The organism is Micromonospora sp. NPDC047644, from assembly GCF_040704315.1.
Lineage (GTDB): Bacteria > Actinomycetota > Actinomycetes > Mycobacteriales > Micromonosporaceae > Micromonospora.
The window spans coordinates 1-25337 of the sequence record NZ_JBEYSY010000005.1 but is presented as its reverse complement, the minus strand read 5'-3'; the positions used below and the strand labels follow the sequence as shown (position 1 = coordinate 25337).

At 73.0% G+C, this 25337-nt stretch carries 16 protein-coding genes; 7 read left to right on the top strand and 9 right to left on the bottom strand.

Translation table 11 applies throughout. The features are described from left to right. Positions 1–59: 59 nt before the first annotated feature. A complete protein-coding gene (locus tag AB0877_RS09610) occupies positions 60–2504 on the bottom strand; it encodes a glycoside hydrolase family 2 protein (RefSeq protein ID WP_366608164.1) in 2445 nt (814 codons plus the stop codon). Positions 2505–2617: 113 nt separating this feature from the next. Between AB0877_RS09610 and AB0877_RS09605 the strand changes: the two genes are divergently transcribed. Then, positions 2618–3637, top strand: coding sequence for a LacI family DNA-binding transcriptional regulator (locus AB0877_RS09605; protein WP_366608163.1), 1020 nt, complete (start codon positions 2618–2620; stop codon positions 3635–3637). 6 nt (positions 3638–3643) lie between these two features. Here AB0877_RS09605 and AB0877_RS09600 read toward each other — a convergent pair whose 3' ends face one another. Next, a complete protein-coding gene (locus AB0877_RS09600) occupies positions 3644–6016 on the bottom strand; it encodes a GGDEF domain-containing phosphodiesterase (protein WP_366608162.1) in 2373 nt (790 codons plus the stop codon). A 217-nt stretch (positions 6017–6233) separates the two neighbouring features. On the opposite strand from AB0877_RS09600, the gene AB0877_RS09595 reads away from it, so the two are divergent. Beyond that, complete coding sequence (locus AB0877_RS09595; protein WP_366608161.1) at positions 6234–6626, top strand: PH domain-containing protein; 393 nt, start codon at positions 6234–6236, stop codon at positions 6624–6626. On the opposite strand, the gene AB0877_RS09590 is transcribed toward AB0877_RS09595, so the two are convergent. After that, positions 6620–7546, bottom strand: coding sequence for a 2-hydroxyacid dehydrogenase (locus AB0877_RS09590; protein WP_366608160.1), 927 nt, complete (start codon positions 7544–7546; stop codon positions 6620–6622). The genes AB0877_RS09595 and AB0877_RS09590 overlap by 7 nt on opposite strands. 184 nt (positions 7547–7730) lie before the next feature. On the opposite strand from AB0877_RS09590, the gene AB0877_RS09585 reads away from it, so the two are divergent. From AB0877_RS09585 to AB0877_RS09575, 3 genes are all read left to right on the top strand, one after another. Beyond that, complete coding sequence (locus AB0877_RS09585) at positions 7731–9548, top strand: SpoIIE family protein phosphatase (protein WP_366608159.1); 1818 nt, start codon at positions 7731–7733, stop codon at positions 9546–9548. A gap of 91 nt (positions 9549–9639) precedes the next feature. Then, on the top strand, positions 9640–10812 hold the full coding sequence (locus tag AB0877_RS09580; RefSeq protein ID WP_366608158.1) for a PQQ-dependent sugar dehydrogenase: 1173 nt from the start codon (positions 9640–9642) through the stop codon (positions 10810–10812). A gap of 60 nt (positions 10813–10872) precedes the next feature. After that, entirely contained in the window at positions 10873–12477 is a 1605-nt protein-coding gene (locus tag AB0877_RS09575) for a metallophosphoesterase (RefSeq protein WP_366608157.1), read from the top strand. Positions 12478–12502: 25 nt separating this feature from the next. Here the strand turns inward: AB0877_RS09575 and AB0877_RS09570 are convergent, their stop codons facing one another. Both AB0877_RS09570 and gatB read right to left on the bottom strand, forming a co-directional pair. Then, the gene (locus AB0877_RS09570; RefSeq protein ID WP_366608156.1) at positions 12503–14860 is read right to left on the bottom strand and encodes a pyruvate dehydrogenase; all 2358 of its coding nucleotides are present in this window, start codon (positions 14858–14860) and stop codon (positions 12503–12505) included. Positions 14861–14987: 127 nt separating this feature from the next. Further along, positions 14988–16487, bottom strand: coding sequence for an Asp-tRNA(Asn)/Glu-tRNA(Gln) amidotransferase subunit GatB (gatB, locus tag AB0877_RS09565; protein WP_366608155.1), 1500 nt, complete (start codon positions 16485–16487; stop codon positions 14988–14990). Positions 16488–16679: 192 nt separating this feature from the next. On the opposite strand from gatB, the gene AB0877_RS09560 reads away from it, so the two are divergent. Then, complete coding sequence (locus tag AB0877_RS09560; protein ID WP_366608154.1) at positions 16680–17207, top strand: hypothetical protein; 528 nt, start codon at positions 16680–16682, stop codon at positions 17205–17207. A 36-nt stretch (positions 17208–17243) separates the two neighbouring features. Here the strand turns inward: AB0877_RS09560 and gatA are convergent, their stop codons facing one another. The 4 genes from gatA to ligA form a co-directional block, all read right to left on the bottom strand. Continuing rightward, positions 17244–18719: an Asp-tRNA(Asn)/Glu-tRNA(Gln) amidotransferase subunit GatA gene (gene gatA / locus AB0877_RS09555; RefSeq protein ID WP_366608153.1), complete on the bottom strand. Its 1476-nt coding sequence runs from the start codon at positions 18717–18719 to the stop codon at positions 17244–17246. Positions 18720–18742: 23 nt separating this feature from the next. Next, positions 18743–19048 carry an Asp-tRNA(Asn)/Glu-tRNA(Gln) amidotransferase subunit GatC gene (gene gatC / locus AB0877_RS09550; protein ID WP_354889995.1) on the bottom strand — a complete coding sequence of 102 codons (306 nt, stop codon included), beginning with the start codon at positions 19046–19048 and terminating at the stop codon, positions 18743–18745. Positions 19049–19194: 146 nt separating this feature from the next. Then, positions 19195–21840: a bifunctional diguanylate cyclase/phosphodiesterase gene (locus tag AB0877_RS09545; RefSeq protein WP_366608152.1), complete on the bottom strand. Its 2646-nt coding sequence runs from the start codon at positions 21838–21840 to the stop codon at positions 19195–19197. A gap of 158 nt (positions 21841–21998) precedes the next feature. Next, on the bottom strand, positions 21999–24134 hold the full coding sequence (gene ligA / locus AB0877_RS09540) for an NAD-dependent DNA ligase LigA (RefSeq protein ID WP_366608151.1): 2136 nt from the start codon (positions 24132–24134) through the stop codon (positions 21999–22001). 412 nt (positions 24135–24546) lie between these two features. Here ligA and AB0877_RS09535 point away from each other — a divergent pair, with 412 nt between their 5' ends. After that, on the top strand, positions 24547–25083 hold the full coding sequence (locus AB0877_RS09535; RefSeq protein ID WP_366608150.1) for a type II toxin-antitoxin system PemK/MazF family toxin: 537 nt from the start codon (positions 24547–24549) through the stop codon (positions 25081–25083). Positions 25084–25337: the final 254 nt, after the last annotated feature.

Here is a 25337-nt window from a genome sequence, read left to right as displayed (position 1 = left end):
GCGGGGAGAGGGTGGGGAGGGGCGGGGCGGGGAGAGGGCGGGAAGGGCGGGGGGGGGGGTTAGGTCAGGTCGTTGACGGTGCGGAGCACTGGGCGGGCGACGAGGGCTGCCGGGTCCAGCGGCCTGGGGGTCTGCACCGTGAACGTGGTCGACTCGCCGGGCAGCAGGGTGACCAGGGCCGTGTCCACCTCGGCGGAGCCGTCGAGGCGGTCCGGGAAGAGGGTCAGGTCGCGCAGCACGGTGCGGGCCGTGACCCGGACCCGCTGCCCACCGTCGACCGGCTCGACCGTCGCGTCCCAGGCCGCCGCCGGCCAGTCCACCTCCCGGTCCTCGGCGAAGAACCACACGGCACGCTCCGCGGTGCCATCGGACTCCGCGACCAGCACCTCGCGCCGGGCATCCTCCGGCCGCGCCAGGTCCGCCGGCAGCACCAGCACCACCGAGGAGTACGCCGGGACGTCGAGGTCGACCGAGGTCTTCGCCCTCGGCTCCCCGGTGAGCGTGAACCGGGTGACCGCAGCCGGCACGGTCCACGCCTCGGCGGTCTCGTTGACCGCCACCAGCGCCAGGCCGCCGTCGCGGGGTTGCACGGTGAGCAGCCGGTCGGCGTAGGCGCGGCGCAGCGCGTACCACAGGGGTTTGCGGCGGCCGTCGCCGTCGACGGCCGACCAGGAGGTCACCGGCCAGCAGTCGTTGAGCTGCCAGACGATGGTGCCGGCGCAGACGTCCCGGTGGGAGCGGAAGTGCTCCACCCCGAGTTGGATCGCCCGGGCCTGGTTGAGCTGTGTCAGGTAGTGCCAGTCGTCGAAGTCCGCCGGGGCGGGCAGGTGCGCGTCGAGGCCGCGCTGGAGCTTGGCGTCACCGCCGGCCGCCTTCTGGTGGTGCGCCATGCCCGGTGAGTCGTGGGCCAGGGGTTCGTCGCTCAGCGCGCGGCGCAGCGTCGCGTACGCCGGTGGTGCCTGGTAGCCGAACTCGGCGACGAAGCGCGGGACGTACTCCCGGTACTTCGTGTAGTCGTCGGTGTTCCACACGTCCCAGATGTGGGTGGTGCCGTGCGCCGGGTCGTTGGGGTGCAGCGCCTCGCTGCCCGACCAGGGGCTGCCCGGCCAGTACGGGCGGGTGGAGTCCAGCTCGCCGACGATCCGGGGCAGCACGTCGAGGTAGTAGCCGCGCCCCCAGGTGCGCCCGGCGAGGGCCGCCTGCCAGTCCCAGTCGTGCCAACCCCAGATGTTCTCGTTGTTGCCGGTCCAGAGCACCAGCGACGGGTACGGCGCGAGCCGGGTCACGGCCTCGGCGGCCTCGGCGGCGACCTCGGTGCCGAATGGTTCCTCCTCCGGGTACGCGGCGCACGCGAAGAGGAAGTCCTGCTGGACGAGCAGGCCGCGCTCGTCGGCGAGGTCGTAGAAGTCCGCCGACTCGTACCGGCCGCCGCCCCAGACCCGCAGCAGGTTGACGTTGGCCGCGACCGCCTGGTCGAAGCGCTCGGCCAACCGGGCGCGGGTGATCCGGGTGGGAAACGTGTCGTCCGGGATCCAGTTGACCCCGCGGACGAAGACCGGAACGTCGTTGACGGACAACGCGAACGGGGTGCCGTGCGCGTCGGGGGTGGTGTCCAGCCGTACCGAGCGGAAGCCGATCCGGTGCGACCAGTCGTCCAGTGTGTCGCCGTCCGGCGCGTGCAGTGTCACTTCGATCGGGTGGCGGGCCTGCTCGCCGTACCCCCGGGGCCACCACAGCGCGGGCTCGCGGACGGTGAGGGTGAGCACGGCCGTGCGCTGCCCGGCCGGAACGATCACCTCGGCGCGGACGCCGGCCACGGCGGCGCGGACGGTCAGCGGGACGTCTGCGACCCGCTCGATGTCGACGTGCACCTCGATCCGGCCGTCGCGACCGTCCATGGTGACCAGCGGGCGGACGGTGGCCAGTCGAGCTGTCGACCAGGCGTGCAGGCTGATCTCCTGCCAGATGCCGGCGGTGACCAGTGTCGGCCCCCAGTCCCAGCCGAAGTTGCAGGCCATCTTGCGGATGAAGTGGAACGGCTCCGGGTAGGCGTTCGGCCGGTCGCCGAGCCGTTCCTGCTGTGCTTCGGCGTAGCGGTACGCGGAGTCGAACGTGACGACCAGGTCGTTGTCGCCGTCGCGCAGCAGCGGTCGCACGTCGAACCGGTAGCCGCGGTGCATGTTCGCGGTCCGGCCGACCTCCACCCCGTTGACGGTGAGCGTGGCGACGGTGTCCAGGCCGGCGCAGACCAGGTCGACGCGCTCCTCGTCGCCGGCCCGGTGGACGAAGGTGCTCTGGTAGACCCAGTCGGTGCGCCCGATCCAGGCCAGCGCCACCTCGTTGTCGTCGAGGTACGGGTCTCCGATCAGCCCGGCGTCGAGCAGATCGGTGTGCACGCAGCCCGGCACTGTCGCCGGCACCGACCGGCCGGCGATCTCCTCGGGCACCTGCGTTCCGGGGGCCGCCCGCACTGTCCAACCGTCGTAGAGTGCCTGTCGACTCACGATGTCACCGCACCTTCCCGCATCGAAAGATGCCGTACTGAACCGGATAAGCTGAGCCACGCTACGGTCCGGAATCAGGGCTGTCAACGGCCAACGAGCGAAGGAGCACGCCGGTGAAGCGGCCGACCATCGCCGACGTCGCCCGACGCGCCGGGGTGTCCAAGGGTGCCGTGTCGTACGCGCTCAACGGGCAGCCCGGCGTCTCCGAGGCCACCCGGCAGCGCATCCTCGCCATCGCCACCGAGATCGGCTTCAGCCGCAGCAGCGCCGCCCGCGCCCTCTCGGCCGCCACCGCCGGGGCGGTCGGCCTGGCCCTGTGCCGCCCGGCGCGAACCCTCGGCGTCGAGCCGTTCTTCATGGCGCTGATCAGTGGCGTCGAGGCCGAACTCTCCGCCCGCTCGTACGCGCTGACCCTTCAGGTGGTGGCCGACCCGGACGCCGAGATCGCGGTCTACCAGCGCTGGTGGGGCGAGCGACGGGTGGACGGGGTGCTCGTCTGCGACCTGCGCACCGACGACCGTCGCATTTCCGCACTCGAACAGCTGCACCTGCCGGCGGTGGTGATCGGCGGCCCCGGCGGCACCGGTGAGCTGGCAAGTCTCTGGTCCGACGACGCCGCCGCGCTGACCGAGGCGGTGGAGTACCTGGTCGCGCTCGGGCACCGCCGGATCGCCCGGGTCGCCGGCCTGCCCGAGTTGCGGCACACCGAGATCCGCACCGACGCCTTCGCGGCGGTCTGCCAGCGACTCGGCCTGGTCGACGCGGTCACCGTCTGGTCCGACTACACCGGCGAGGAGGGCGGCCGGGCCACCCGCCGGTTGCTCAGTTCGGCCGGCCGGCCCACGGCTGTCGTCTACGACAACGACGTGATGGCCATCGCCGGGCTCTCCGTCGCCCAGGAGATGGGCCTGACCGTGCCCGGCGACCTGTCCATCGTGGCCTGGGACGACTCACCGCTGTGTCGGTTGGTGCACCCGCCGCTGACCGCGCTGGGCCGGGACATCGCGGCGTACGGCGCGCACGCCGCCCGGCACCTGCTCGCCGTCGTCGCCGGGCAACCGGCCGGGCGGGTGCAGGACGAGACGCCCCACCTCACGCCGCGCGGCAGCACCGCACCGCCGCGACAGAGATGAACCGGTTCAGCGAGACGCTGAGGGGAATTCCTCGAAGTACGCCTCGACCCGCTCAGCGGTCGCCGGCCGGGACAGCGCGAACCCCTGCCCGTACCGGCAACCGCCCCGGCGCGCGCCCTCGACCTCCGTCGACGACTCCAACTCCTCGGCGACGATCTCGACGCCCAACCGCTCGCCCACGTTGACCACCACGTCGATCAGCGGCGGTTGCCCGTCCGACCGTGCGTCGACCAGCTCCGGGCCCACCTTGAGCAGGTCGATCGGCAGGCGGCGAAGCTGGGCCAGCGAGGCGTGCTCGGCCCGGAAGTCGTCCAACGCGGTGCGCACGCCCAGCGACCGCAGCCCGGCCAGCCGAGCCACCACCGTCGACAGGTCACCGGCGACCCTCGGTTCGCTCACCTCCACCACCAGTCGCTCCGGCGGCACCCCGTACGCGGCCAGCACGGCCGCGAGCCGCTGGACGAAGTCGGGGGTGGTCAGCTCCCGGGTGGTGACGTTGACCGCCATCCACAGCTCCCGGACACCCACCGACCAGTTGGACAACTGCCGGCAGGCGCGGTCCAGCACCCACCACTCCAACTCGCCGACCAGGTCCAGGTCCTCGGCGACCGGCAGCAACTCGGCCGGAAGCACAGTGCCGAGCACCGGGCTGCGCCACCGCAGCAGCGCCTCCGCGCCCACCGGCTGCCCGCCGGCCAGATCGACCACCGGCTGGTAGACGAGGTCCAGCTCCCCGCGCGCCACCGCACCGGGCAGCTCGCGCTCCAGGTCGAGCCGGCGTACCAGCTGTTCCTCCAGGAACGCGTCGTACCACTCCACCCGGTCCCGGCCCAGCTGAACGGCCCGTCGCCGGGCCAGCTCGGCCTGCCGGAGCACGTCCGCCGGCCCGGCGCCGCTCACCTCGGCCAACCCGATGCTCGTCTGCACCCGCAGCATCGCGCCGGCCAGCCGGTAGGGCGGGCCGAGCGCGCTCAACAGTCGGGTGCCCAGCGCGTACGCCAACACCGGGCCGGCGGCCGTGACCACCGCGAAGCCGGTGCCCGTGCAGCCGGTGACCAGATCATCGGGGGCGATGACCGCGCGGGCCCGGCGCACCGCCTCGGCCAGCACGTCCTCCCGGGCCGTCGGGCCGAACCCCTCGGTGCCGTGCAGGTCCACGAGCAGCAGCGCACCGGCCGGCGCCGGAACGTCGCCGATCGCGGCCAGGGCGTCCAGCAGGGCGGCCCGGTCACCGGGAGTGCCGCCCGCCGACGCGGGTGGCCGGTCGAGCCCCGACCACGAGGAACTGTGGTCCGGCGACCAGGTGGAGCCGGCACCGGTCGCGGTGGCCGCACCCTCCGGGACGCCAAGGTCCCGCTCGGGAGGCGACTCCGGCGTGCCCGACCAGCGCGGCGGCACCGCACGGCGGTGCCGCAGCGAACGGCCGGCCGGTCGCCGATGAGCGGCCCGCCGGACGGACCTGGACGCGTCACCGGCGCGCAGCAGCTCGCGCAGCACCAGGGGCGGCACCGCCGCCAGGGCCAACAGCACGCTCGTCCGATCCGGTGCGCGGCCGGCGCCCAGGTGCAGACCCGATGCCAGCAGCAGCACCGCCGCGGGGAGCACCGACCGGGGCCAGGCCGCGACGACCGGCTCCACCGACCCCGTGTCGTCAGCCGCGTCCGCCGCGCCGACCGCGACGAGCAACATCCCGAACACCAGCGGGGGTACGGCCAGCAGCGCCACCCGACCGGCCGGCGCGGGCGGCACCGTGGCCAGCAGCACCAGCCCGCCCAGGGTGAGCAGCACGCCACCCCGGCAGACCTCGGCACCCGAGCGCCGTCGTGGCCCCGCGAACGCGTTCAGGGCGGCCATGCCCAACCCGCCCAGCGTCAACGCGGCGACCAGCCGGACCGGGGCCGGTAGCCCGTCGGGGGGCAGCAGCAACCAGCCGGCGAGGCCCAGACCGACGGCCGGACCGGTCGACTCGACCAGCCACCGCAACCGGACCGGGGCCGCCTCCCGGGACCGGCCGGGGAGCCGGCGCAGACCGGCCGTCGAGAGAGCCGCCACGACCAGCGACCCGATCAGCACGGCGAAGGTGTGCCCGATGCCGGCCAGCGGCAACACGACGGCGGTGAGACCCGCCGCCACCACCGCCGCGTCGAGCAGCGCCCCCGCCGCACGCGGTGCCGGATCGGTGCCGTGTCGGGCGGCCAGCCGGGACAGTCGCAGCCCGGCGAGCGTGGCGCCGGCGCCGGCGGCCAACGCGATCACCACCGACGGCGGGACCAGGTCGACGGAACCGGCGAGAAGGAGCAGCGCCACCGCCACGGACGTGGCGGCCTCCGGTGCCGCACGGCGGGGGACGAGAACGCGGAACGGGTACGCGAGGAGCACGGCGGTCGCCTTCGTGAGGGGGCACGGGGGCGGTGCGGCGGTGCGGGACATCGGACGTTGCGAGTCCGCTACCCACGATTGGCAACGATGGACGGCCGAATTGGTTACTTGCCGGTCACTCAGGGGATACAACGACCTGTGTCACTGTACGGCGTACCGCACGCTGCCGGCACCGCCCGCCGCGAGCCGAAACAACCCGGAGTGGGATCATCGGAGGGTGAGTAAGCCCGACACGGTCCGCTTCCGGTACAACCAAGCCATCCTGGTGGCCGCGATCATCGCCTTCGTCGGCGCCCTGCCGCTGGCCAACGCCCGGGACTACCTGCTGCCGGTGCTGCTCGTCCCGCTCGCCGTCGCGGTGTGGGCCTGGCGGGCCGGCACCGACGCCGACGCGCGGCAGCTGCGCATCCGGGCGCTCGTCGGGCAGCGTCGGATCGACTGGGACCAGGTCCTCGAGCTGACCACCGACCAGCGTGGGCGCGCGGTGGCCCGGCTCGACGACGGCCACCAGGTCACCCTGCCGGCCGTCCGAGGAGCGGATCTGCCCCGACTGGTCGCGGCGACCGGTCAGCCGCTGCCGGACGCTGCGGCGGAAACCCCCGGTCAGTAACCGTCGATCACCGGGTTGATCAGGGGTTGCCCGGCGGCGAACCGGCGGACCTGATCGCCCACCAGTCGGTAGGCCCGCGGCAACAACCCGCGCACCGACCCGCCGACGTGCGGGGTGAGCAGCACGTTCGGCATGACCCAGAGCGGCGAGTCGGCGGGCAGCGGCTCCGGGTCGGTGACGTCCAACGCCGCCGAGATCCGACCGGTCCCCAGCTCGGCGACGAGCGCCTCGGTGTGCGCCACCGGGCCCCGGGCGGCGTTGACCAGCAGCGCCCCGTCGGGCATCGCGGCCAGGAACTTCTCGTCGATCAGGCCACGGGTCCGGTCGGTGAGCGGCACGATCACCACCACCACGTCCGCGTCGGGCAGCAACCGGGGCAACTCCTCGACGGCGTGCACCCCCTGCTCGGGCCGGGCCGTCCTGGCGACGAGGGTGAAGCTCACGTCGAACGGGGCGAGCCGGTCACGCACGGCCGCGCCGATCGAGCCGGCCCCGACGATGAGCACCCGCTTTCCGGTCAGCTCGTCGGTCGGGGTGTTCTCCGCGAACGTCCAGCGCCGCTCGGCCTGCGCCCGGACGAACGCCGGGAACGCCCGCAACTGGGTGAGGATCGCGGTGACGACCCACTCGGCGGTGGACGGGTCGTGCACGCCCCGGGCATCGCAGAGCGTCACCGCCGGCGGTGTCCGGCCGGCCCAGGCGTCCGCCCCGGCGGAGAGCAACTGCACCACCGCCAGGTCGGGCAGTTCCCGTAGCACCGCCGTCGCGTCCGAACCACCCAGGAACGGTGGCACCCAGAAGCGGACGTCGGCCGGCTCGGACGGCATCCGGTCGGTGTGCTCGAAGACCTCCACCGTCACGTCCGCGGGCAGCTCGCCCAGGAGGTTCAGGCCGGCCTGGTGCGGAATCCATACCTTCACGTCCGCCGACGATAGTCCCCGAGGCGGCGGCCGGTGCGGGCACGGCGGCGAACGGGTGTGCCGGACTGTGGTGCACGGGCCGGGACGGGCGAGACTCAGCACACCGATGTTCGGCACGGGCCCGTGCGAGGTATAAGAAAGGGTCGGAGGACCGGTCCGCCTCCGCCCGGCAGACAGGTGCACGATGACCGACGGCTCCCCCGCCACCAACCGGCGTCCGATCGCCCCACCCGCGGCGCTCGGCGATCCGGAACGCTTGCGCGCTCTCGCCGACACCGGGCTCGACGCCACCCCGGACGAGGCGCTCGACAGGTTTGCCCGGCTGGTCAGCGACCTGCTGGACGTGCCGGTCGCGTTGGTCTCCCTGGTCTCCGCCGACCGGCAGTTCTTTCCGGGCGCGGTCGGGTTGCCCGAGCCCTGGTCGCAGCGGCGGCAGACCCCGTTGAGCCACTCGTTCTGCCAACACGTGGTGGACATCGAGGCGCCGATGGTGCTGCCGGACGCCCGGCTCTACCCCCGCGTCCGGGACAACCTGGCCATCGACGACCTCGGCGTGGTCGCGTACGCGGGAATGCCGCTGACCGACCTCTCCGGCCGGGTGCTCGGCTCGCTCTGCGCCATCGACAGCAAGCCCCGCGCCTGGACGGCAGCGCAGCTGCGGACCCTGACCGACCTTGCCGCCGCCTGCTCGTCGGAGCTGCGGCTGCGGATCGCGCTCGACGGCGCACAGGAGGCGCAGCGGCGGGCCATGCAGGCACACGAGCGGCTGGAGCTGCTGGCCGGGGTGAGCGAGACGTTGGCCGGCACCCTGGACGTGGGCACCGCGCTGCGTCGACTCGCCGCCACCATGGTGCCGCTGCTCGCCGACTGGTGCCTGCTCACCCTGATCGGGCCGACCGGCCTGCCCCGCGAGGTGGTCTCGGTGCACCGCGACCCGGCGCGCACAACGGACATCGACCGGTTCGGCGAGCTGCTGCGCACGGGGTTGAGCCCCGAGTCGGTCATCCGGGCGGTGCTGCGGACCGGCCAGCCCCGGCTCGGCAGCGCGGCGTCCCTGGCCGACGTCACGAAGGGCACCACGAACCCGGAGATGACACTGATCGCGCAGCGCCTGGGCATCGCCTCCTACCTGAGCGTGCCGGTGCGGGCCGCCAGCGGCACGGTGCTGGGGGCGATCACGCTCGTCAACGGCGGCCAGCGTCAGCCCTTCGACGACCGCGACCTGCTCACCGCGGTCGACATCGGCCGCCGGGCCGGCCAGGCCGTCGGCAACAGCTCGATGTACGGCGAGCAGCGGCACGTCGCCGAGGTCCTGCAACACAGCATGCTGCCCCGGCTGCCGGTGGTGGCGGAGCTGGAGCTGGCGGCCCGCTACCAGCCGGCGGCCGACCGGGTGGAGGTGGGCGGTGACTGGTACGACGCCTTCGTGCAGCCCGACGGCGACGTGATCGCGGCGATCGGGGACGTGGCCGGGCACGACATCGAGGCAGCGGCGACGATGGGTCAGCTGCGCAACCTGGTGCGGGGCGACGCCTTCGGCCGGCCGGACGCGGTCGGGTCGCTGATGAGCAACCTGGACGGTGCCATCCGTGGCCTGCGGCTGCCGATCGCCGCCACCGCGACGCTGGTGCGGATCTGTCCGCAGCGCGCCGGTGTGCACGAGACGACCTGGTCCAACGCCGGGCACCCGCCGGCCCTGGTGGTCCGCTTCGGCGGGGCCGTCGAGGTCCTCCAGGGCACACCGGAGCCGCTGCTCGGCCTGGCCCGCCCGTCGCCGCGGAGCAGCCACCGCACCAGCCTGGCCACCGGCGACACCCTGCTGCTCTACACCGACGGGCTGATCGAGCGGCGGGACCGCTCGATCGACGAGGGGTTGGCCGAGTTGGCGGGCCGACTGTCCGACACCGACAGGCTGCCCCTCGACGACCTGTGCGACCTGCTGCTCGCCTCGATCCGGCACCGGGAGGACGACACCGCGCTGCTGGCCCTGCGGGCTCGGTGAAGAGCCCACGGGGCTCATCGGGTGGGTCCATCGGCATCCGTTGCATCTCGACGGGCCCGCCCGGGTCGCGCGGCGGGCTACCCTGGGCCGGGTGAGCGCCCGTCCCCCGTACCCCCGCATCCGCCGCCTCCGGGTGGCCCTCGCGGCGTCCTGCGCGGCGCTGCTGTTCACCGCCGGTTGCAGTTTCGGTGAGCCGGAGCCCGACCCGGCCGGCGAACCGCCCAACCTGCCCACCCCGTCCGCGTCGGCGGGCCCCGGTGGCGCCGGCCAGCAGGCGGTGGCGACGGTCCTCGCCAAGGGGCTGCGGGTGCCGTGGGCGATCGCCTTCCTGCCGGACGGCGGCGCGCTGGTCACCGAACGGGACAACGGCCGGATCCTCCAGGTCGGGCCCGAGTCCGGGCCGGACGGGCTGCGGGTCCGCCCGGTGCAGACGATCCCCGACGTGGCGGCGGCGGGCGAGGGCGGCCTGCTCGGCATCGCCGTCTCGCCCGACTACGCCCGGGACCGGACGGTGTTCGTCTACTACACCGCCGAACGGGACAACCGGGTGGCCCGACTGCAACTCGGCGGGCAGCCCACCCCGATCCTCACCGGCATCCCCAAAGCCAATGTGCACAACGGCGGAGGGCTCGGCTTCGGCCCGGACAAGCAGCTCTACGTCAGCACCGGTGACGCCGGCCGGCGGCCCCTCTCGCAGGACGTGAAGAGCCTCGGCGGCAAGATCCTGCGGGTCACCCCGGACGGCAAGCCCGCCGCCGGCAACCCGTACCCCAACTCCCCGGTCTGGTCCCTGGGGCACCGCAACGTCCAGGGTTTCGCCTGGGACGCCGCGAAGCGGATGTACGCCGTGGAGTTCGGCCAGAACACCTGGGACGAGATCAACCAGATCACCAAGGGCGGCAACTACGGCTGGCCGGAGGTCGAGGGCCAGGCCGGCGACAAGCGGTTCACCGACCCGATCGCGCAGTGGGCGACGTCGGACGCGTCCTGCTCCGGTCTGGCCGCGACGGACCGGCTGCTGGTCACCGGTTGTCTGCGCGGCAAGCGCCTCTGGGTGATGGAGCTGACCGACACCGGCACCCTGCTCGGAAAGCCCAGTGAGCTGCTCACCAACCGTTACGGTCGGCTGCGTGCGGTGGCCGCGGCACCGGACGGGTCGCTCTGGGTGAGCACCTCCAACCACGACGGCCGGGGCAACCCGGCGGGCGACGACGACCGGCTCCTGCGGGTGGTCTTCGCGGGTGGTGACGGCGGACGCAGCTGATTGCGTCACCATCCGTTCAGGTTTGCCAAGATCTTCCGACGGGCAGGTCAGACTCTCAGCATGGACGGGCAACGCGACGAGCGGCACGACGACGCCGATGACCGGGACGACCCGGTGACCGGTGACGATCGGCCACGCCCGACCGGTTGGTGGGTCGGCGCGGCCGGTCCGCTGCGCCGCCTCGGGCTGATCGTCGCCGTCCTCGCCGTGGCCCTGGCCGGGGCGGTGCTCGGGGTGCTGGCCGGTGGCCAGGTGAGCACCGACATCGGCCCGTTCCGGGCCAACCTCAGCATCTCCCCCGCCCGGGACGGCGGCACCACCGTCGACATCCCGCCGCTCGGCGCGCTGCTGCTCGACAGCCACAACGGGCCGACCCATCTCACCGTCCGGCTCGGCGCCCTCGACCAGGGGCGCACCGAGGCGCTGATCGACGACCCGGCCAGCATCAGCCGGGCCAGCCAGAGCGCGGTGGAGGACGTCCGCTCCGGGGTGATGCGCCTCGGTCTGCGTACCCTCGGCGCTTCGGTGCTCGTCACGTTGATCCTGGCCGGGCTGATCTTCCGCGACGTCCGGCGGACCGCCTGGGCGGGAGGGTTGGCTCTGCTGGTCACCGCCAGCAGCCTCGGCACGGCGGCGGCCACCCTCCGCCCGCAGGCCATCGAGGAGCCGCGCTACGAGGGGCTGCTGGTCAACGCGCCGGCCATCGTCGGTGACGCCCGCCGGATCGCCAACGACTACACCAAGTACGCGGAGCAGTTGCAGCGCCTGGTCGGCAACGTCAGCCAGCTCTACACCACGGTGTCGGCGCTTCCGCTGTTGGAGCCCACCCCGGGCACCACCCGGGTGCTGCACGTCTCCGACATGCACCTCAACCCGACCGGCTGGCAGCTGATCCGGACGGTCGTGGAGCAGTTCGGCATCGACGTGGTGATCGACACCGGGGACATCACCGACTGGGGCAGCGAACCGGAAGCCTCCTTCGTGGCCTCGATCGGGCTGCTGAAGAAGCCGTACGTCTTCATCCGGGGCAACCACGACTCCGGCAAGACCGCCGCCGCGGTGGCCCGTCAGCCGAACGCGATCGTGCTGAACAACACGACGACGACCGTCGCCGGGCTGACCATCGCCGGCATCGGCGACCCCCGCTTCACCCCGGACAAGAACACCTCCCCGGCCGGCAGCGGGTTGACCCAGCAGGTGGCCGACCAGGTGATCGGGGCGGGCAACCAGCTCGCCGCGACGGTCCGCAGCTCACCGCGACCGGTCAACATCGCGCTGGTGCACGACCCCGCGTCGGCCGGGCCGCTCGCCGGCACGTGCCCGTTGGTGCTGGCCGGGCACACCCACTCCCGGCAGGTCTCCGAGCTGCCGCAGGCGCCCGGGCAGCAGCCCACCACGCTGATGGTGGAGGGCTCCACCGGCGGCGCCGGGCTGCGCGGCCTGGAGGGCGAGAAGCCCACCCCGCTGTCGATGAGCGTGCTCTACTTCGACCAGCAGAAGCTGCTCCAGGCGTACGACACCATCACCGTGGGCGGCACCGGGCAGGCCCAGGTCAACCTGGAACGGCGCCTGGTGGAGAACCCGGCCGCCGGCGTTCCCGCCACGCCCACGCCGACCCCGAGCGGCGGCATTCCCGCCACACCCACGCCCACCCCGACCGGCTGAGCCGACGTCGACGCCGGCCGGCGGGTCAGCGCAGGGCGATGGCGGCCAGGGCGGCGTTGACGATGCTGCCGGGCAGCAGGTCGTGCAGTTCGTACAGCTCGGCGACGCTGCCGGACTGGCCGAACTCGTCCACACCGAGCGGCACCGCCGGTGCCCCGACCGCCGAACCGAGCCAGGCCATCGCGTGCGACGCGGCGTCGTGCACCGACACCACCGGCACCCGATCGGCGAACGCGGACCGCAGCGCGCCCGGCACGCTGGGCACCGTGGCCGTCCGCACACCCTGGCGAAGGGTGCGCTGCCAGGCCCGGTAGAGCCGGTCCAGCGAGGTCACGTCCACCACGTGCGCGGCGACGCCCTCGTCGGCCAGCTCCGCCGCGGCGGCCAGCACCTCGGGCAGCACCGCGCCGGAGGCGGCCAGCTGCACCACCGGGGCGTCGACCAGGTGCGGGTACGCCTGGTGCGCGTCGACCAGCCGGTACGCCCCGGCGACGACCTGCCGGCGCAGCACCGCGTCGCCGAGCCGCGCCCGGGCCGCCTCGAACGGCGACTGGTCCAGCGGTCGGGTGCTCAGCCGGAAGTAGTACGCGCCGTCCTCGGCGGGTGCGGCGGTGGCGGCCGGTGCCGACCCACCGGCGATCTGACCGAGCGCGTCGCAGAGCAGCCAGTCGAGCGTGGCCGCGTACGCCGGCTCGATGAAGGTCACCCCGGGCAGCTCCAGGCCGACCGACGCGGTGATCGTGGACTGGTGCGCGCCGCCCTCCGGAGCGAGGGTGATGCCGGACGGGGTGCCGGCCACCACGAACCGGGAGCCGGAGTACGTGCCGTACAGGAACGCGTCCAGGCCGCGCAGCACGAACGGGTCGTAGACGGTGCCCACCGGTAGCAGCGGCTGCCCGGACAGGTCCCAGGACAGCCCGAGCTGACCGAGCAGCAGGAACAGGTTCATCTCCGAGATGCCCAGCTCGATGTGCTGCCCAGCGGGGCTCTCGGTCCAGCGCAGCATCCGGTCCTCGGTCCAGGACCGCTGCTCGGTCGGGGCGAACACCCCGGTCTTGTTGATGAACCCGGCGAGGTTGGTGGAGGTGGCCACGTCCGGGGCTGTGGTGACCAGGTAGCGGCCCACCTCCCGGTCGCGCGCCAGGTCCACCAGCACCCGACCGAAGACCTCCTGGGTGGAGATCGGCTTGGTTGCGCGTACTCCCGTGCTTTCCGGAACGGTGACCCCCAGCGCGCGCTGGCGCGGCGCGCGGGACAGCGCCTCCCGGCGGGCGCCGGCCTGGATCCCGGCGGGTGACGCCGGGTCGAGGCGGTCCCACTCGGTCTCGGCGGTCAACCCCTGCGCGGCGCGCAGCGTGTCGACCTGCTCCGAGCTGAGCAGCGCGGAATGGTTGCGCGGGTTGCCGGCGATGGGCAACCCCCAACCCTTCACCGTGTACGCGAAGACGACGCTGGGCCGGTCGGTGACCGCGTCGCACTGGGCGTACGCGTCGAGCATCGCCTGGAGGTCGTGCCCGCCCAGGTCGGTGACGAGCGGGCCGAGGTCCTCGTCGTCGATGCCGGCGATCAGCTCGGCGATCCCGGCCGGCGCCCCGTCCAGGAACTGCTTGCGCAACGTGTCGCCGGCCAGCCCGAACAGCGACTGGTACTGCTCGTTGGGCATCGCGTCGATCCAGTCGCGCAGCGCCGCACCGCCCGGCCGGGCGTACGCCTCGGCGAGCTTACGGCCGTACTTGACCTCCACGACGTGCCAGCCGGCCGCCTCGAACTGACCGCGCCACTGGTTGATCCGGATGCCGGGGACCACCCGGTCCAGCGACTGGCGGTTGAAGTCGACGAGCCACATCACGTTGCCCAGCCCGGTGGTCGCCGGGTCGGCCACCGCCTCCCAGATGTTTCCCTCGTCCAGCTCGGCGTCGCCGATCAGCGCCACGAACCGGGAGTGCGGGCGGGCCCCGAAGTGCGCGTCGACGTACCGCCGGGTGGCGGCGGCGAACAGCGGCGCGGCAGCGCCCAGGCCGACCGAACCGGTGGAGAAGTCCACGGCGTCCGGGTCCTTGGTGCGCGACGGGTACGACTGGAGGCCGCCGCGGGCCCGCAGCCGGGGCAGGTAGGAGCGGTCCAGGTTGCCGAGCAGGTACTGGATGGCGTGGAACACCGGGGACGCGTGCGGCTTCACGGCGACCCGGTCCCCGGCGTCCAGGTGCGCGAACCAGAGCGCGGTCATCGCCGTGACCAGCGAGGCGCTGGATGCCTGGTGGCCGCCGACCTTCACACCGTCGCCGGTGGCCCGGTCGTGATTGGCGGCGTCCACGATGCGGGTGGCGAGCCAGAGCACCCGCCGCTGGATCTCGTCGAGGACATCAAGGTCGTGCCGGGTCACGGTAACTCCATCCAGGCGTCGCCGTTGACGCCCTCGCGAGGGGTGCGGTACATGTTGATCATGAGGTTGACGGCAGTAGTCGATCTCTGAAGCGCCGTCAACCTCATGATCGACGCTGGGCGTCGGGTCAGCCCTGGACGCCGAGGCGCTCCAGGATCAGCTCACGCAGCGTCTTCGCGTCGGCCTGACCACGGGTGGTCTTCATGACCGCGCCGACCAGCGCGCCGACCGCCGCGACCTTGCCGCTGCGGATCTTGTCGGCGATGCCGGGGTTCGCGGCGATCGCCTCGTCCACGGCGGCGGTGAGCGCGCCGGTGTCCGACACGACCTCCAGGCCCCGGCTGGTCATGATCTCGGTGGGCGAGCCCTCACCGTCGACCACGCCCTCCAGCACCGTACGGGCCATCTTGTCGTTGAGCTTGCCGGCGTCGACCAGACCCTGAAGCTCGGCGACCTGGGCGGGGGTGGCACCGATCTGGGCCAGCTCCACACCGCTCTCGTTGGCCCGGCGGGACAGCTCACCCAGCCACCACTTGCGGGCCGCGGCCGGGGTGGTGCCGGCGGCCACGGTGGCCTCGATCAGCTCGACCGCGCCCGCGTTCAGCACCGACTGCATGTCCAGGTCGGAGAGGCCCCACTGCTCCTGGAGGCGACGCCGGTGCACCCGGGGCAGCTCCGGCAGGGCGGCCTTCAGCTCGGCGACCCAGGCCGGGTCCGGGGCGATCGGCACCAGATCCGGCTCGGGGAAGTACCGGTAGTCGGTCGCGGTCTCCTTCGAGCGGCCCGGGGTGGTGTCACCGGTGTCCTCGTGGAAGTGGCGCGTCTCCTGGGTGATCCGGCCGCCCGCGTCCAGCACCGACGCCTGCCGCAGCATCTCCGAGCGGACCGCCCGCTCCACCGACCGCAGCGAGTTGACGTTCTTCGTCTCGGTACGGGTGCCCCACTCTGCGCCCGGCAGGTTGAGCGAGGTGTTCACGTCGCACCGCAGCGAACCCTCCTCCATCCGCACGTCGGACACGCCGAGGGTACGGATCACGTCCCGCAGCTCGGCGACGTACGCCCGGGCCACCTCGGGGGCGAGCGCACCGGTGCCGGTGATCGGCTTGGTGACGATCTCGACCAGCGGGATGCCGGCCCGGTTGTAGTCGACCAGCGACTCCGTCGCGCCGTGGATGCGGCCGGTGGCACCGCCGACGTGCAGCGTCTTGCCGGTGTCCTCCTCCAGGTGCACCCGCTCGATCTCGATCCGCACCGTCTCGCCGCCCACCTCGACGTCCAGGTAACCGTCGACACAGATCGGCTCGTCGTACTGGCTGATCTGGAAGTTCTTCGGCATGTCCGGGTAGAAGTAGTTCTTCCGGGCGAACCGGCACCACTCGGCGATCGAGCAGTTCAACGCCAGGCCGATCCGGATGATCGCCTCGATGGCCGCCTTGTTGGCCACCGGCAGCGACCCGGGCAGGCCCAGGCACACCGGGCAGACCCGGGTGTTCGGCTCGCCGCCGAAGTCGGTCGGGCAACCGCACCACATCTTGGTGTTCGTGCCCAGCTCGACGTGGGTCTCCAGGCCGATCACCGGTTCGAAGCGCGCAACGACCTCGTCGTACGCGGGCAGTGTCGTGGTCATGAGACGCTCCAGGCGCGATCCGGACAGAACCTGTCCAGCCTAATGGGGTTGTCCGATCAATCCTCGGGCGGGTTTCGTCAGGGGCGCGTGGCGTCGTCGGCGGCGGGGTAGGGAACGGCGATGACGAACACGGGGAGAGAGTCAGGAGCGCCGGCCCGACCAGCCACGGAGGCCCGACGGCGCTCAAGCCGGATGACCAGGGCCGCGATGGTGCTGTTGGCGGCCACCGTCCCCGCCACGTTCGCCATCGGGATGCTGATCTCCGACGGAAAACGGGACGCCGACGACTCGCTGATCCAGCTGCTGCTCCTGCTGGTGACCGCGGCGTTGGGCGTCGCCGTCGTCCTCCTGATCAACGCGTGGATGACGAGGAACTCTTCGGTGTCCGACGGTGCCGACCTGGCCAGCCGCCGGCGGGTGAAGGCGGCACTGCGCGACGGGTCGACCACCGACCCGCGAATCGACGCGCTGGCCCGCAAGGAGGCCGAGCAGCAGGTACGTCGACGGTGGGTGTTCTGGGCCCTCGGTGCGGTCCTGGCGTTGCAGACGCTGAACGCCGTCAGCACCGACCGGACGTCCACCCGCTGGACGGCCGGGCTGGCCGCGCTGGTCTGGGCTGTGCTGCTCTACCAGCACTGGCGCACCACCCAGCGGGCCCGCCGCTACCTCGCCGGTCGGCCAACCGCCGAAACAGCCGAGGCGGGTCACGGACCGGCGTGAACCGCCCGCCCCGACCCGCCTCGGCCCCGCTCGTGTCTACAGCGCCGGCGGGGTGAACGTGCCGATCGCCGACTCCAACGCGGCGGCGACCCGGTACATCCGGTCGTCGGCCATCGTCGGGGCCATCACCTGCAGACCGACCGGCAGCCCCTCGGAGAGCCCACAGGGCACCGAGATGCCCGGCCCGCCGTACAGGTTCGTCGGGATCGTGTAGAGGTCGGCCAGGTACATCTGGTACGGGTCGGCGGTCCGCGCACCGATCGGGAACGCCACCGACGGGGTGGTCGGCGAGATCAGCGCGTCGACCCGCTCGAACGCGGCAGTGAAGTCCCGGGTGATCAGCGTCCGGACCTTCTGCGCCTGCCCGTAGTACGCGTCGTAGTAGCCCGACGACAGCGCGTACGTGCCGATCATGATGCGGCGCTTGACCTCCGGGCCGAAGCCGGCCTCCCGGGTCAGCGACATGACCTCCTCCAGCGACCGGTTGCCGTCGTCGCCGACCCGCAGGCCGAACCGGACACCGTCGAACCGGGCCAGGTTGGAGGAACACTCGCTCGGGGCGATCAGGTAGTACGCCGGCAGGGCGTACGCGAACGTCGGGCAGGACACCTCGACGACCTCGGCACCCATCTTGGTCAGCGCGTCCACCGACTCACGGAACGCGGCCATCACGCCCGGCTCCGCACCCTCGCCCACGAACTCGCTCACGATGCCCAGCCGCACACCGGTCAGGTCACCGGTAGCGCCGAGCTTCGCCGCCGCCACCACGTCCGGCACCGGCTGCGGGATCGAGGTGGAGTCACGCGGGTCGTGCCCGCCGATCACCTGGTGCAGCAGCGCCGCGTCGAGCACGTTGCGGGCACACGGGCCCGGAGTGTCCAGCGACGAGGAAAAGGCCACCAGCCCGTACCGGGACGTGCCGCCGTAGGTGGGCTTCGCGCCCACGGTGCCGGTGACCGCGCCGGGCTGACGGATCGAGCCGCCGGTGTCCGAACCGATCGCCAGCGGCGCCTCGTACGCGGCCAACGCCGCAGCGCTGCCACCACCCGAACCACCGGGGATCCGGCTCAGGTCCCACGGGTTGCGCGTCGGGCCGTACGCCGAGTATTCGGTGGACGACCCCATCGCGAACTCGTCCATGTTGGTCTTGCCGAGCATCACCGTGCCGGCCTCCCGCAGCCGCTGCACGATCGTCGCGTCGTACGGCGGGCGCCAGCCCTCCAGGATCTTCGAGCCCACGGTGGTCGGGATGCCCCGGGTGGCCAGTACGTCCTTGACGGCGACCGGCACCCCCGCGAGCGGGCCCAACTCCTCGCCGGCGGCCCGGCGCTCGTCCACCGCGCGGGCAGCGGCGAGCGCGCCCTCGGTGTCGACGTGCAGGAAGGCGTGCACCCGGTCGTCGACCGCGGCGATCCGATCCAGGTGCGCCTGGGTCACCTCGACCGCGGACGTCTCGCCCCCGGCGACCAGGGCCGCGATCTCCGTCGCGGTCATACCAATGAGATCGCTCATGCCGTCACTCCGCTGCCGCTCGCTCATGAGGCCACATCCTCGGTCAGGATCCGCGGTACGCGGAACCGCTGGTCCTCGGCGTCGGGCGCGCCCGACAGCGCTTCCTCCGGGGTGAGGCACGGCGTGACGACGTCCTCGCGGAAGACGTTCGTCAGCGGCACCGAGTGCGAGGTCGGCGGGATGTCCGCGGCGGCGACCTCGCCGACCTGGGCGACCGCCTGGAGGATCACGTCGAGCTGGCCGGCGAACGTGTCCAGCTCCTCCTCGGTGACGGCGAGCCGCGACAGGCGCGCCAGGTGCGCGACCTCCTCGCGGGAGATGGCGGCCATCCGTGCCCCCTTCTGAATTCCTGCTGGTCGGGCGGTGTGCCGGCCGCGCGACAGGTGGAGCGTGACACGCGGTGACCGGAGCGAGTCTATTGTTCCGCTCCGGTGCCGCGTCCCCGACTCCCCCTCCGGTGGCCAGCGTCCCCGGGTCAGCGGGTGGGGCGGCGAGCGGGGTCCGGCTGCGGGTGCCCGCCGGTCGGGCGGACCGGCCGGTACCGGGTCAGCCAGGTGACCAACTCCTCGGCCGGCATCGGCCGGGCGTAGAACCAGCCCTGCGCGGCGTCGCAGCCGGCGGCGTGCAGCATCCGCCAGGTCCGTTCGTCCTCGACTCCCTCGGCCACCACGCGCAGCCCCAATGCCCCGGCCAGCTCGATCATCGACCGGACGATCGCCGCGTCGTCGGTGTCGTCGGCCATGCCGAGGACGAACGACCTGTCCACCTTCACCTCGGACAGCGGCAAGCGGCGCAGGTGCTGAAGCGAGGAGTAGCCGGTGCCGAAGTCGTCGAGCGCGATGGCCACCCCGATCCGGTGCAGCCGGGAGATGGTGGCCAGCACCCGACGCGGGTCGGCCATCAACGCGCCCTCGGTGATCTCGACCTGGAGCCGTTCGGCCGGCACCCCGTAGCGGGCCAGCCGGTCGGCGATCTGGTCGGCGATCTCGCCGGTGTGCAGGTCGCGCACGCTCACGTTCAGCGCCGCGCGCAGGCCGATGCCGGCCGCCGACCACTTGGCGAGCTGCTCCACCACGTCGTCGACGACACGACGGGTGAGCAGTCGCATCACGGCGCTCTGCTCGGCGACCCGGATCAGCTCCTCCGGGTCGACCATGCCCCGGCGGGGGTGCCGCCACCGCAGCAGCGCCTCGACGCCGACCACCTCGCCGGTCGCGATGGCGATCTGCGGCTGGTAGTACATGGTGATCTCCCCGGCGTCGTCGGCCGGCTCCTCGTCCGCGTGTGCCCACCCGGTCGGTTCGAGCGGCTGCCCGGGGGTGCCGGGCCCGACGTCCCGCCGCGCCCCGCTGCGCCCCCTGCCCACCGCGCTCCCGTTCGGGGACCGCCGGCCGATTCCGCCACCGACGCGCCGCTCCCGGGCCGGACCGGAACGCGTGCCGGCGACAGTGGTACGGGCGTTGCGGCCCCGGATCGGGTCGGCTCCGGTGGCGATCCGGTTGATCAGCTCATCGGAGTGCACCAGGTCGGCGTCGGTGCGCCGTCGCCGGGCCCACCACCGGGCAGCTCCCGGCCGTGCGGTGCCGACCGCCGACGCCGGGTCCGCCGTTGACGCGGACCGGTCCGACGCCGCGGTGGGCAGCGCCCCCTCGGCCGGCGCGCCGGTGGGCAGCGCCGCCCCGTCACCGCCGCGCACCTCCGCCGCCGCCACAAGGGGTACGTCGGCAGTCCGCTCGGGGTCACTCGACACGCTGTGCCGCCCGTCGCCGTCCGGCTGCGCGTCCTCTTCGTCGGCTGCCGCTTCGACTGTCGACGGGCTGGCTTCCAGTACGCGCCGCAGGTCGGCGAGGAGACCGAGCCGCTCGGCGGAGTTGTGGTCGGACTCCGGGGCGTACACGGCCACCGTGTCGTTGCGGTGCTTGGCGTCGTACATCGCCACGTCGGCGTGGCGCATCAGGGTGGCGAAGTCCTCGCCGTGCTCGGGGAAGAGAGCGATCCCGATCGACCCGCCCACGTCCAACGGCAGCCCGTCGAGCGGCACCGGCTCGGCCAGCGCCTGGACCACCCGCTCGGCCAACTCCCGCGCCTGCGCGACGTCGGTCAGCCCGGTCATCACGATGGCGAACTCGTCGCCGCCGAGCCGGGCGATCATCTGTGGTCGGGGCTGCATGTCGGTGAGCCGGGCGCTCACCTCGACCAGCAGCCGGTCGCCCACAGCGTGCCCGAGGGCGTCGTTGACGTTCTTGAAGCGGTCCAGGTCGATCAACAGGAGCGCGAGTTGCCCGTCGGGTTCGCCACGGGCGGTCCGCTCGGCGTGCAGGTGCACCTGCTCGGCCACCTCGGCCAGCAGCGCCTTACGGTTCGGCAGACCGGTCAGCGGGTCGGCGGCGGCGAGGTGCTGCTGTTCGTTGGTCAACCGCGCCATCCGGTAGACGGCGAAGAGCGGCACCAGCACCAGCGGGATCAGCGCGGCGCTGACCCGCGCCGCCGCGACCAGCACCGGGGCGAGCAGCAGCAGCGAGCCGGTGGAGAGCAACTCGAAGCCGAGGCCCTGGCGGACGGTGGGCCACCAGCGGTCCCCGAAACGCAGCCGCACCGCCCAGCTGACCAACCCGTAGTTGACGACGAACCAGGCCAGCACGGCACCGCCGACGGCGGCCACGTCGGTCCAGTGCAGCCGCCCGCCGGAGAAGATGGTGCCCGAGCCGAGCTGGATCACCCCGTACGCGGCGGCGAGGGCACACGCGTACTGGCCGACGTTGAACGCCGTGCGCCACGCGGCGTGCCGCATCCGCCAACCCGAGACGACGACGCCCACCGCCTGCACCAGCACCGCCGGCCCGAGACCCCAGCCGAGCAGGATCGCGAAGGTGAAGCAGGTGGACGGGAACACCGCCGACGTCTGCCGCCGCCCCGGCGGCACGAACGGGCGCGCGTCGCAGACCACAGCGAGCGCGGCCATCGTCCAGAACGCCACCGGCAGGTCGGCCAACTCACCGGGGAGCGACGCGAGTGGAACGGCGGCGGTCAGCGCGGCGACCGCCAGGATGCCGGCGACGAAGGCGGCGAACGGTGCGACCCGTCCCGCAGGAAGCGAGTTGCGTGGGTCGGCGACCTCCACCACACCTCCCGACCGACCATCGGCGTGCCGGTGCGCGCGCCGTGACCCAATGAAACGCCCTCGGCCCCCGGTTTCCCGGTATGACAGTCACGAATCGGTCGTAGTCGTAATTAAGTTGGTATACGCGGGTCAGTCGCCGCGCCCAGCTACCCGCCGGGTCAACCCCCGAGCTGAGCGACCTCGCGCGCGGCGTCCGGGCCCGCCTCCAGCAGGAGCCGGAACCCGTCCTCGTCGAGCACCGGCACCTTGAGACTGACGGCCTTGTCGGCCTTCGACCCGGGGTTGTCGCCCACCACCACGAAGCTCGTCTTCTTGGAGACCGACCCGCTGACCTTGCCGCCCCGGCTCTGCACGGCCTCGGCGGCCTGGTCGCGCGAATAGCCGGCGAGGGTGCCGGTCACCACCACTGTCAACCCCTCCAGCGGGCGCGGCCCCTCGTCGACGGCCTCCTCCGCCATCCGTACGCCGGCCTCGGCCCACTTGCGGACCACCTCGCGGTGCCAGTCCACAGCGAACCACTCGCGGATGCTGGCGGCGATGGTCGGCCCGACGCCGTCGACGGAGGACAGCTCCTCCTCGGTGGCCGCGTCGATGGCGTCCATCGAGCGGAAGTGCCGGGCGAGCGCCTGGGCAGCGGTCGGGCCGACGTGCCGGATGGAGAGCGCCACCAGCACCCGCCACAGGTCCCGTTCCCGGGCGACCGCGAGATTGTCCAGCAACTTGGTGGCGTTGGTGCCCAGGCTGCCGTCCTTGTTGACGAAGAACGGCGACCGGGACAGCTGATCGGCGTCAAGGTGGAAGAGGTCGCCCTCGTCGCTGATGATCTCCGCGTCGAGCAGGGCCGCCGCGCCCTTGTAGCCGAGCACCTCGATGTCGAAGCCACCCCGACCGGCGAGGTGGAACACCCGCTCCCGCAACTGCGCCGGGCAGCTGCGGGTGTTGGGGCAACGGATGTCCACGTCGCCCTCCTTCGAGGGCGCGAGCGGAGTGCCGCAGGCCGGGCAACTGGTCGGCATGACGAAGGGCCGGGCGTCGGCGGGCCGCAGATCGACCACCGGGCCGAGCACCTCGGGGATCACGTCGCCGGCCTTGCGCAGCACCACCGTGTCGCCGATCAACACCCCCTTGCGCTCCACCTCGCGGGCGTTGTGCAGGGTCGCGAGCGCGACTGTGGAACCGGCCACGCGCACCGGCTCGAGCACGGCGAACGGGGTGACCCGGCCGGTGCGCCCCACGTTGACGTCGATGTCGAGCAGCTTGGTGGTGACCTCCTCCGGCGGGTACTTGAAGGCGATCGCCCAGCGGGGGGCACGACTGGTCGACCCGAGCCGGCCCTGGATGGAGACCGGGTCGACCTTGACCACCACGCCGTCGATCTCGTGCTCGACGTCGTGCCGGTGCTCGGCGTAGTAGGCGATGAACTCCGCCACGCCGCTCAGATCCGGGACGACCCGCCACCGGTCGCTGGTCGGCAGCCCCCACGACCTGAGCGCCGCGTACGACTCGGACTGCGCGGTGGGCTGGAACCCACGGCGGGCGCCGATGCCGTGCACCACCAGGCGCAGCGGCCGGGTGGCGGTGACCCGTGGATCCTTCTGTCGCAGGCTGCCGGCGGCGGCGTTGCGGGGGTTGGCGAAGGGCGCCTTGCCCTGCTCCACGAGACCCGCGTTGAGGTCGGCGAACGCCGCGATCGGGAAGTAGATCTCGCCCCGGACCTCGACCAACTCGGGAACGTCCGGGAATTCGGCGGACGCGACGAGCTGGCTGGGCACGTCCCGGATGCTGCGCACGTTTGCCGTGACGTCCTCACCGGTGCGCCCGTCACCCCGGGTGGCGGCCCGGACCAGCCGGCCGTTCTCGTAGGTCAGGTTGATCGCCAGCCCGTCGACCTTCAGCTCGCACAGGTAGGGCACCGGACCGCCCGCGTCCCGTTCGACCCGCTCGGCCCAGGCTGCCAACTCCTCGTCGGCGAAGGCGTTATCGAGCGAGAGCATCCGTTCGGCGTGGGTGACCGGGGTGAAGTCGGTGGAGAACGTGCCACCCACCCGCTGGGTCGGCGAGTCGGGCGTCCGCAGCGCCGGGAACTCCTCCTCCAGTGCCTCCACCTCGCGCAACTGCCTGTCGAAGTCCGCGTCCGGGATGGTCGGCGCGTCCAGCACGTAGTAGCGGTACTGGTGCTCGGTCAACTCCTGACTGAGCGCGGCGTGCCGTTCCCGGGCCTGCGGCGTCGGCTCAGCCCCGGCCACCGCCTCCTGCGCCGGGCTGACCTGCTGACCGATCTGCTCCTCGGACACACCGCCACCTTCGGACACGCCTGCGACCTCCCTGATCACGCTACTCCGGCACCGTATCGGGCCGGTGGGACAATCCGCCGCCCACCCGCACCCGAAGCGACCCCGCCCTCAGCCGCGTCCGGTGATCACGTGACGCTCGGTAGCCGTCGACCGGCCGTTCCCGCCACCGACCCATCGAGTCACGGCCGGCGTGGCGTCGTCGATGTGTGCGTGCGGCGCGGCGCTGGGGCGGCGGTGTGGTTGGCGGGCGGCGCGGGTGGCGGCAGTGTGGTTGGCCGGCGGCTTGCGCAGCCGCGGTGTGGTCGGCCGGCGGCTTGCGCAGCCGCGGTGTGGTTGGCGGGCGGCGCGGGCGGCGGCGTGCAAGGATCGCCGGACGGTGCGACCGGCGGGTCGCCGGAACGCGGAGGTACGGATGCCCGAGGCACTGCTCTGGGCGGTGGCGATCCTGCTGGCCGTGGCTGCCGGCTGGGCGTGGAACAGTTGGCGGCACCGGGTGGCGAACCGGCCTCCGGGCACCCGACCCGATCGGGGCGACGCCGGTGGCCGTCGTTCCACCCCGCCGCGGCCCCGTGGCGCCGAACGTCCCTCCACCAAACCCCGCTCGGGCGGCACCGACCGGCTCGACGACGCCCCGGCGCCCGGCGACATCTGGTGGGCCGACGTGCCGTATGCCGACGGCAGCGGGTCCAAGGTGCGCCCGTGCCTGGTGCTGCGCGTCGACTCCCGGGGCGCCGACGTCCTGAAGATCACCAGCCAGGACAAGAGCGACCGGGACGACCATGTGCGGATTCCCACCCGGGACTGGGACCCGGGCGCTGAGCACGACAGTTACCTCAGCCTCACCGAGCCGATCCGGCTCAATTCGGCCGCCTTCGCCGACCACGCCGGCCGCTGCGACGCCGATCTGTGGCGAAAGGTCCGCAGCCTGCGCCACCTCCCCACCTCCTGACCACCCCTGGTGGCCGCCCGCCGACCACCCTCGACCGCCTGCATGCCCGCCAGCCCGCCATCATCGACTCGGGTTCCTGAAAGTCGCGGGGTCCTGATCTCCCGGATGCCCTGGTTTCCAGGAACCCGAGTTGATCATGAGCCGGCCGCGCGGGACCGCGCCGGTCGGGACGGGCTGCGCCGGTCGGGCCGGACCACGCCGGCCGGGCCGGACCACGCCGGCCGGGCCGGACCACGCCGGCCGGGCCGGACCAC

Coding starts and splice junctions, on each gene's coding strand:
- AB0877_RS09585 (WP_366608159.1), top strand. CDS start 7,731: ATGACCGACGGCTCCCCCGCCACCAACCGGCGTCCGATCGCCCCACCC.
- AB0877_RS09575 (WP_366608157.1), top strand. CDS start 10,873: ATGGACGGGCAACGCGACGAGCGGCACGACGACGCCGATGACCGGGAC.
- gatB (WP_366608155.1), bottom strand. CDS start 16,487: ATGACCACGACACTGCCCGCGTACGACGAGGTCGTTGCGCGCTTCGAA.
- AB0877_RS09560 (WP_366608154.1), top strand. CDS start 16,680: ATGACCAGGGCCGCGATGGTGCTGTTGGCGGCCACCGTCCCCGCCACG.
- gatA (WP_366608153.1), bottom strand. CDS start 18,719: ATGAGCGATCTCATTGGTATGACCGCGACGGAGATCGCGGCCCTGGTC.
- gatC (WP_354889995.1), bottom strand. CDS start 19,048: ATGGCCGCCATCTCCCGCGAGGAGGTCGCGCACCTGGCGCGCCTGTCG.
- AB0877_RS09535 (WP_366608150.1), top strand. CDS start 24,547: ATGCCCGAGGCACTGCTCTGGGCGGTGGCGATCCTGCTGGCCGTGGCT.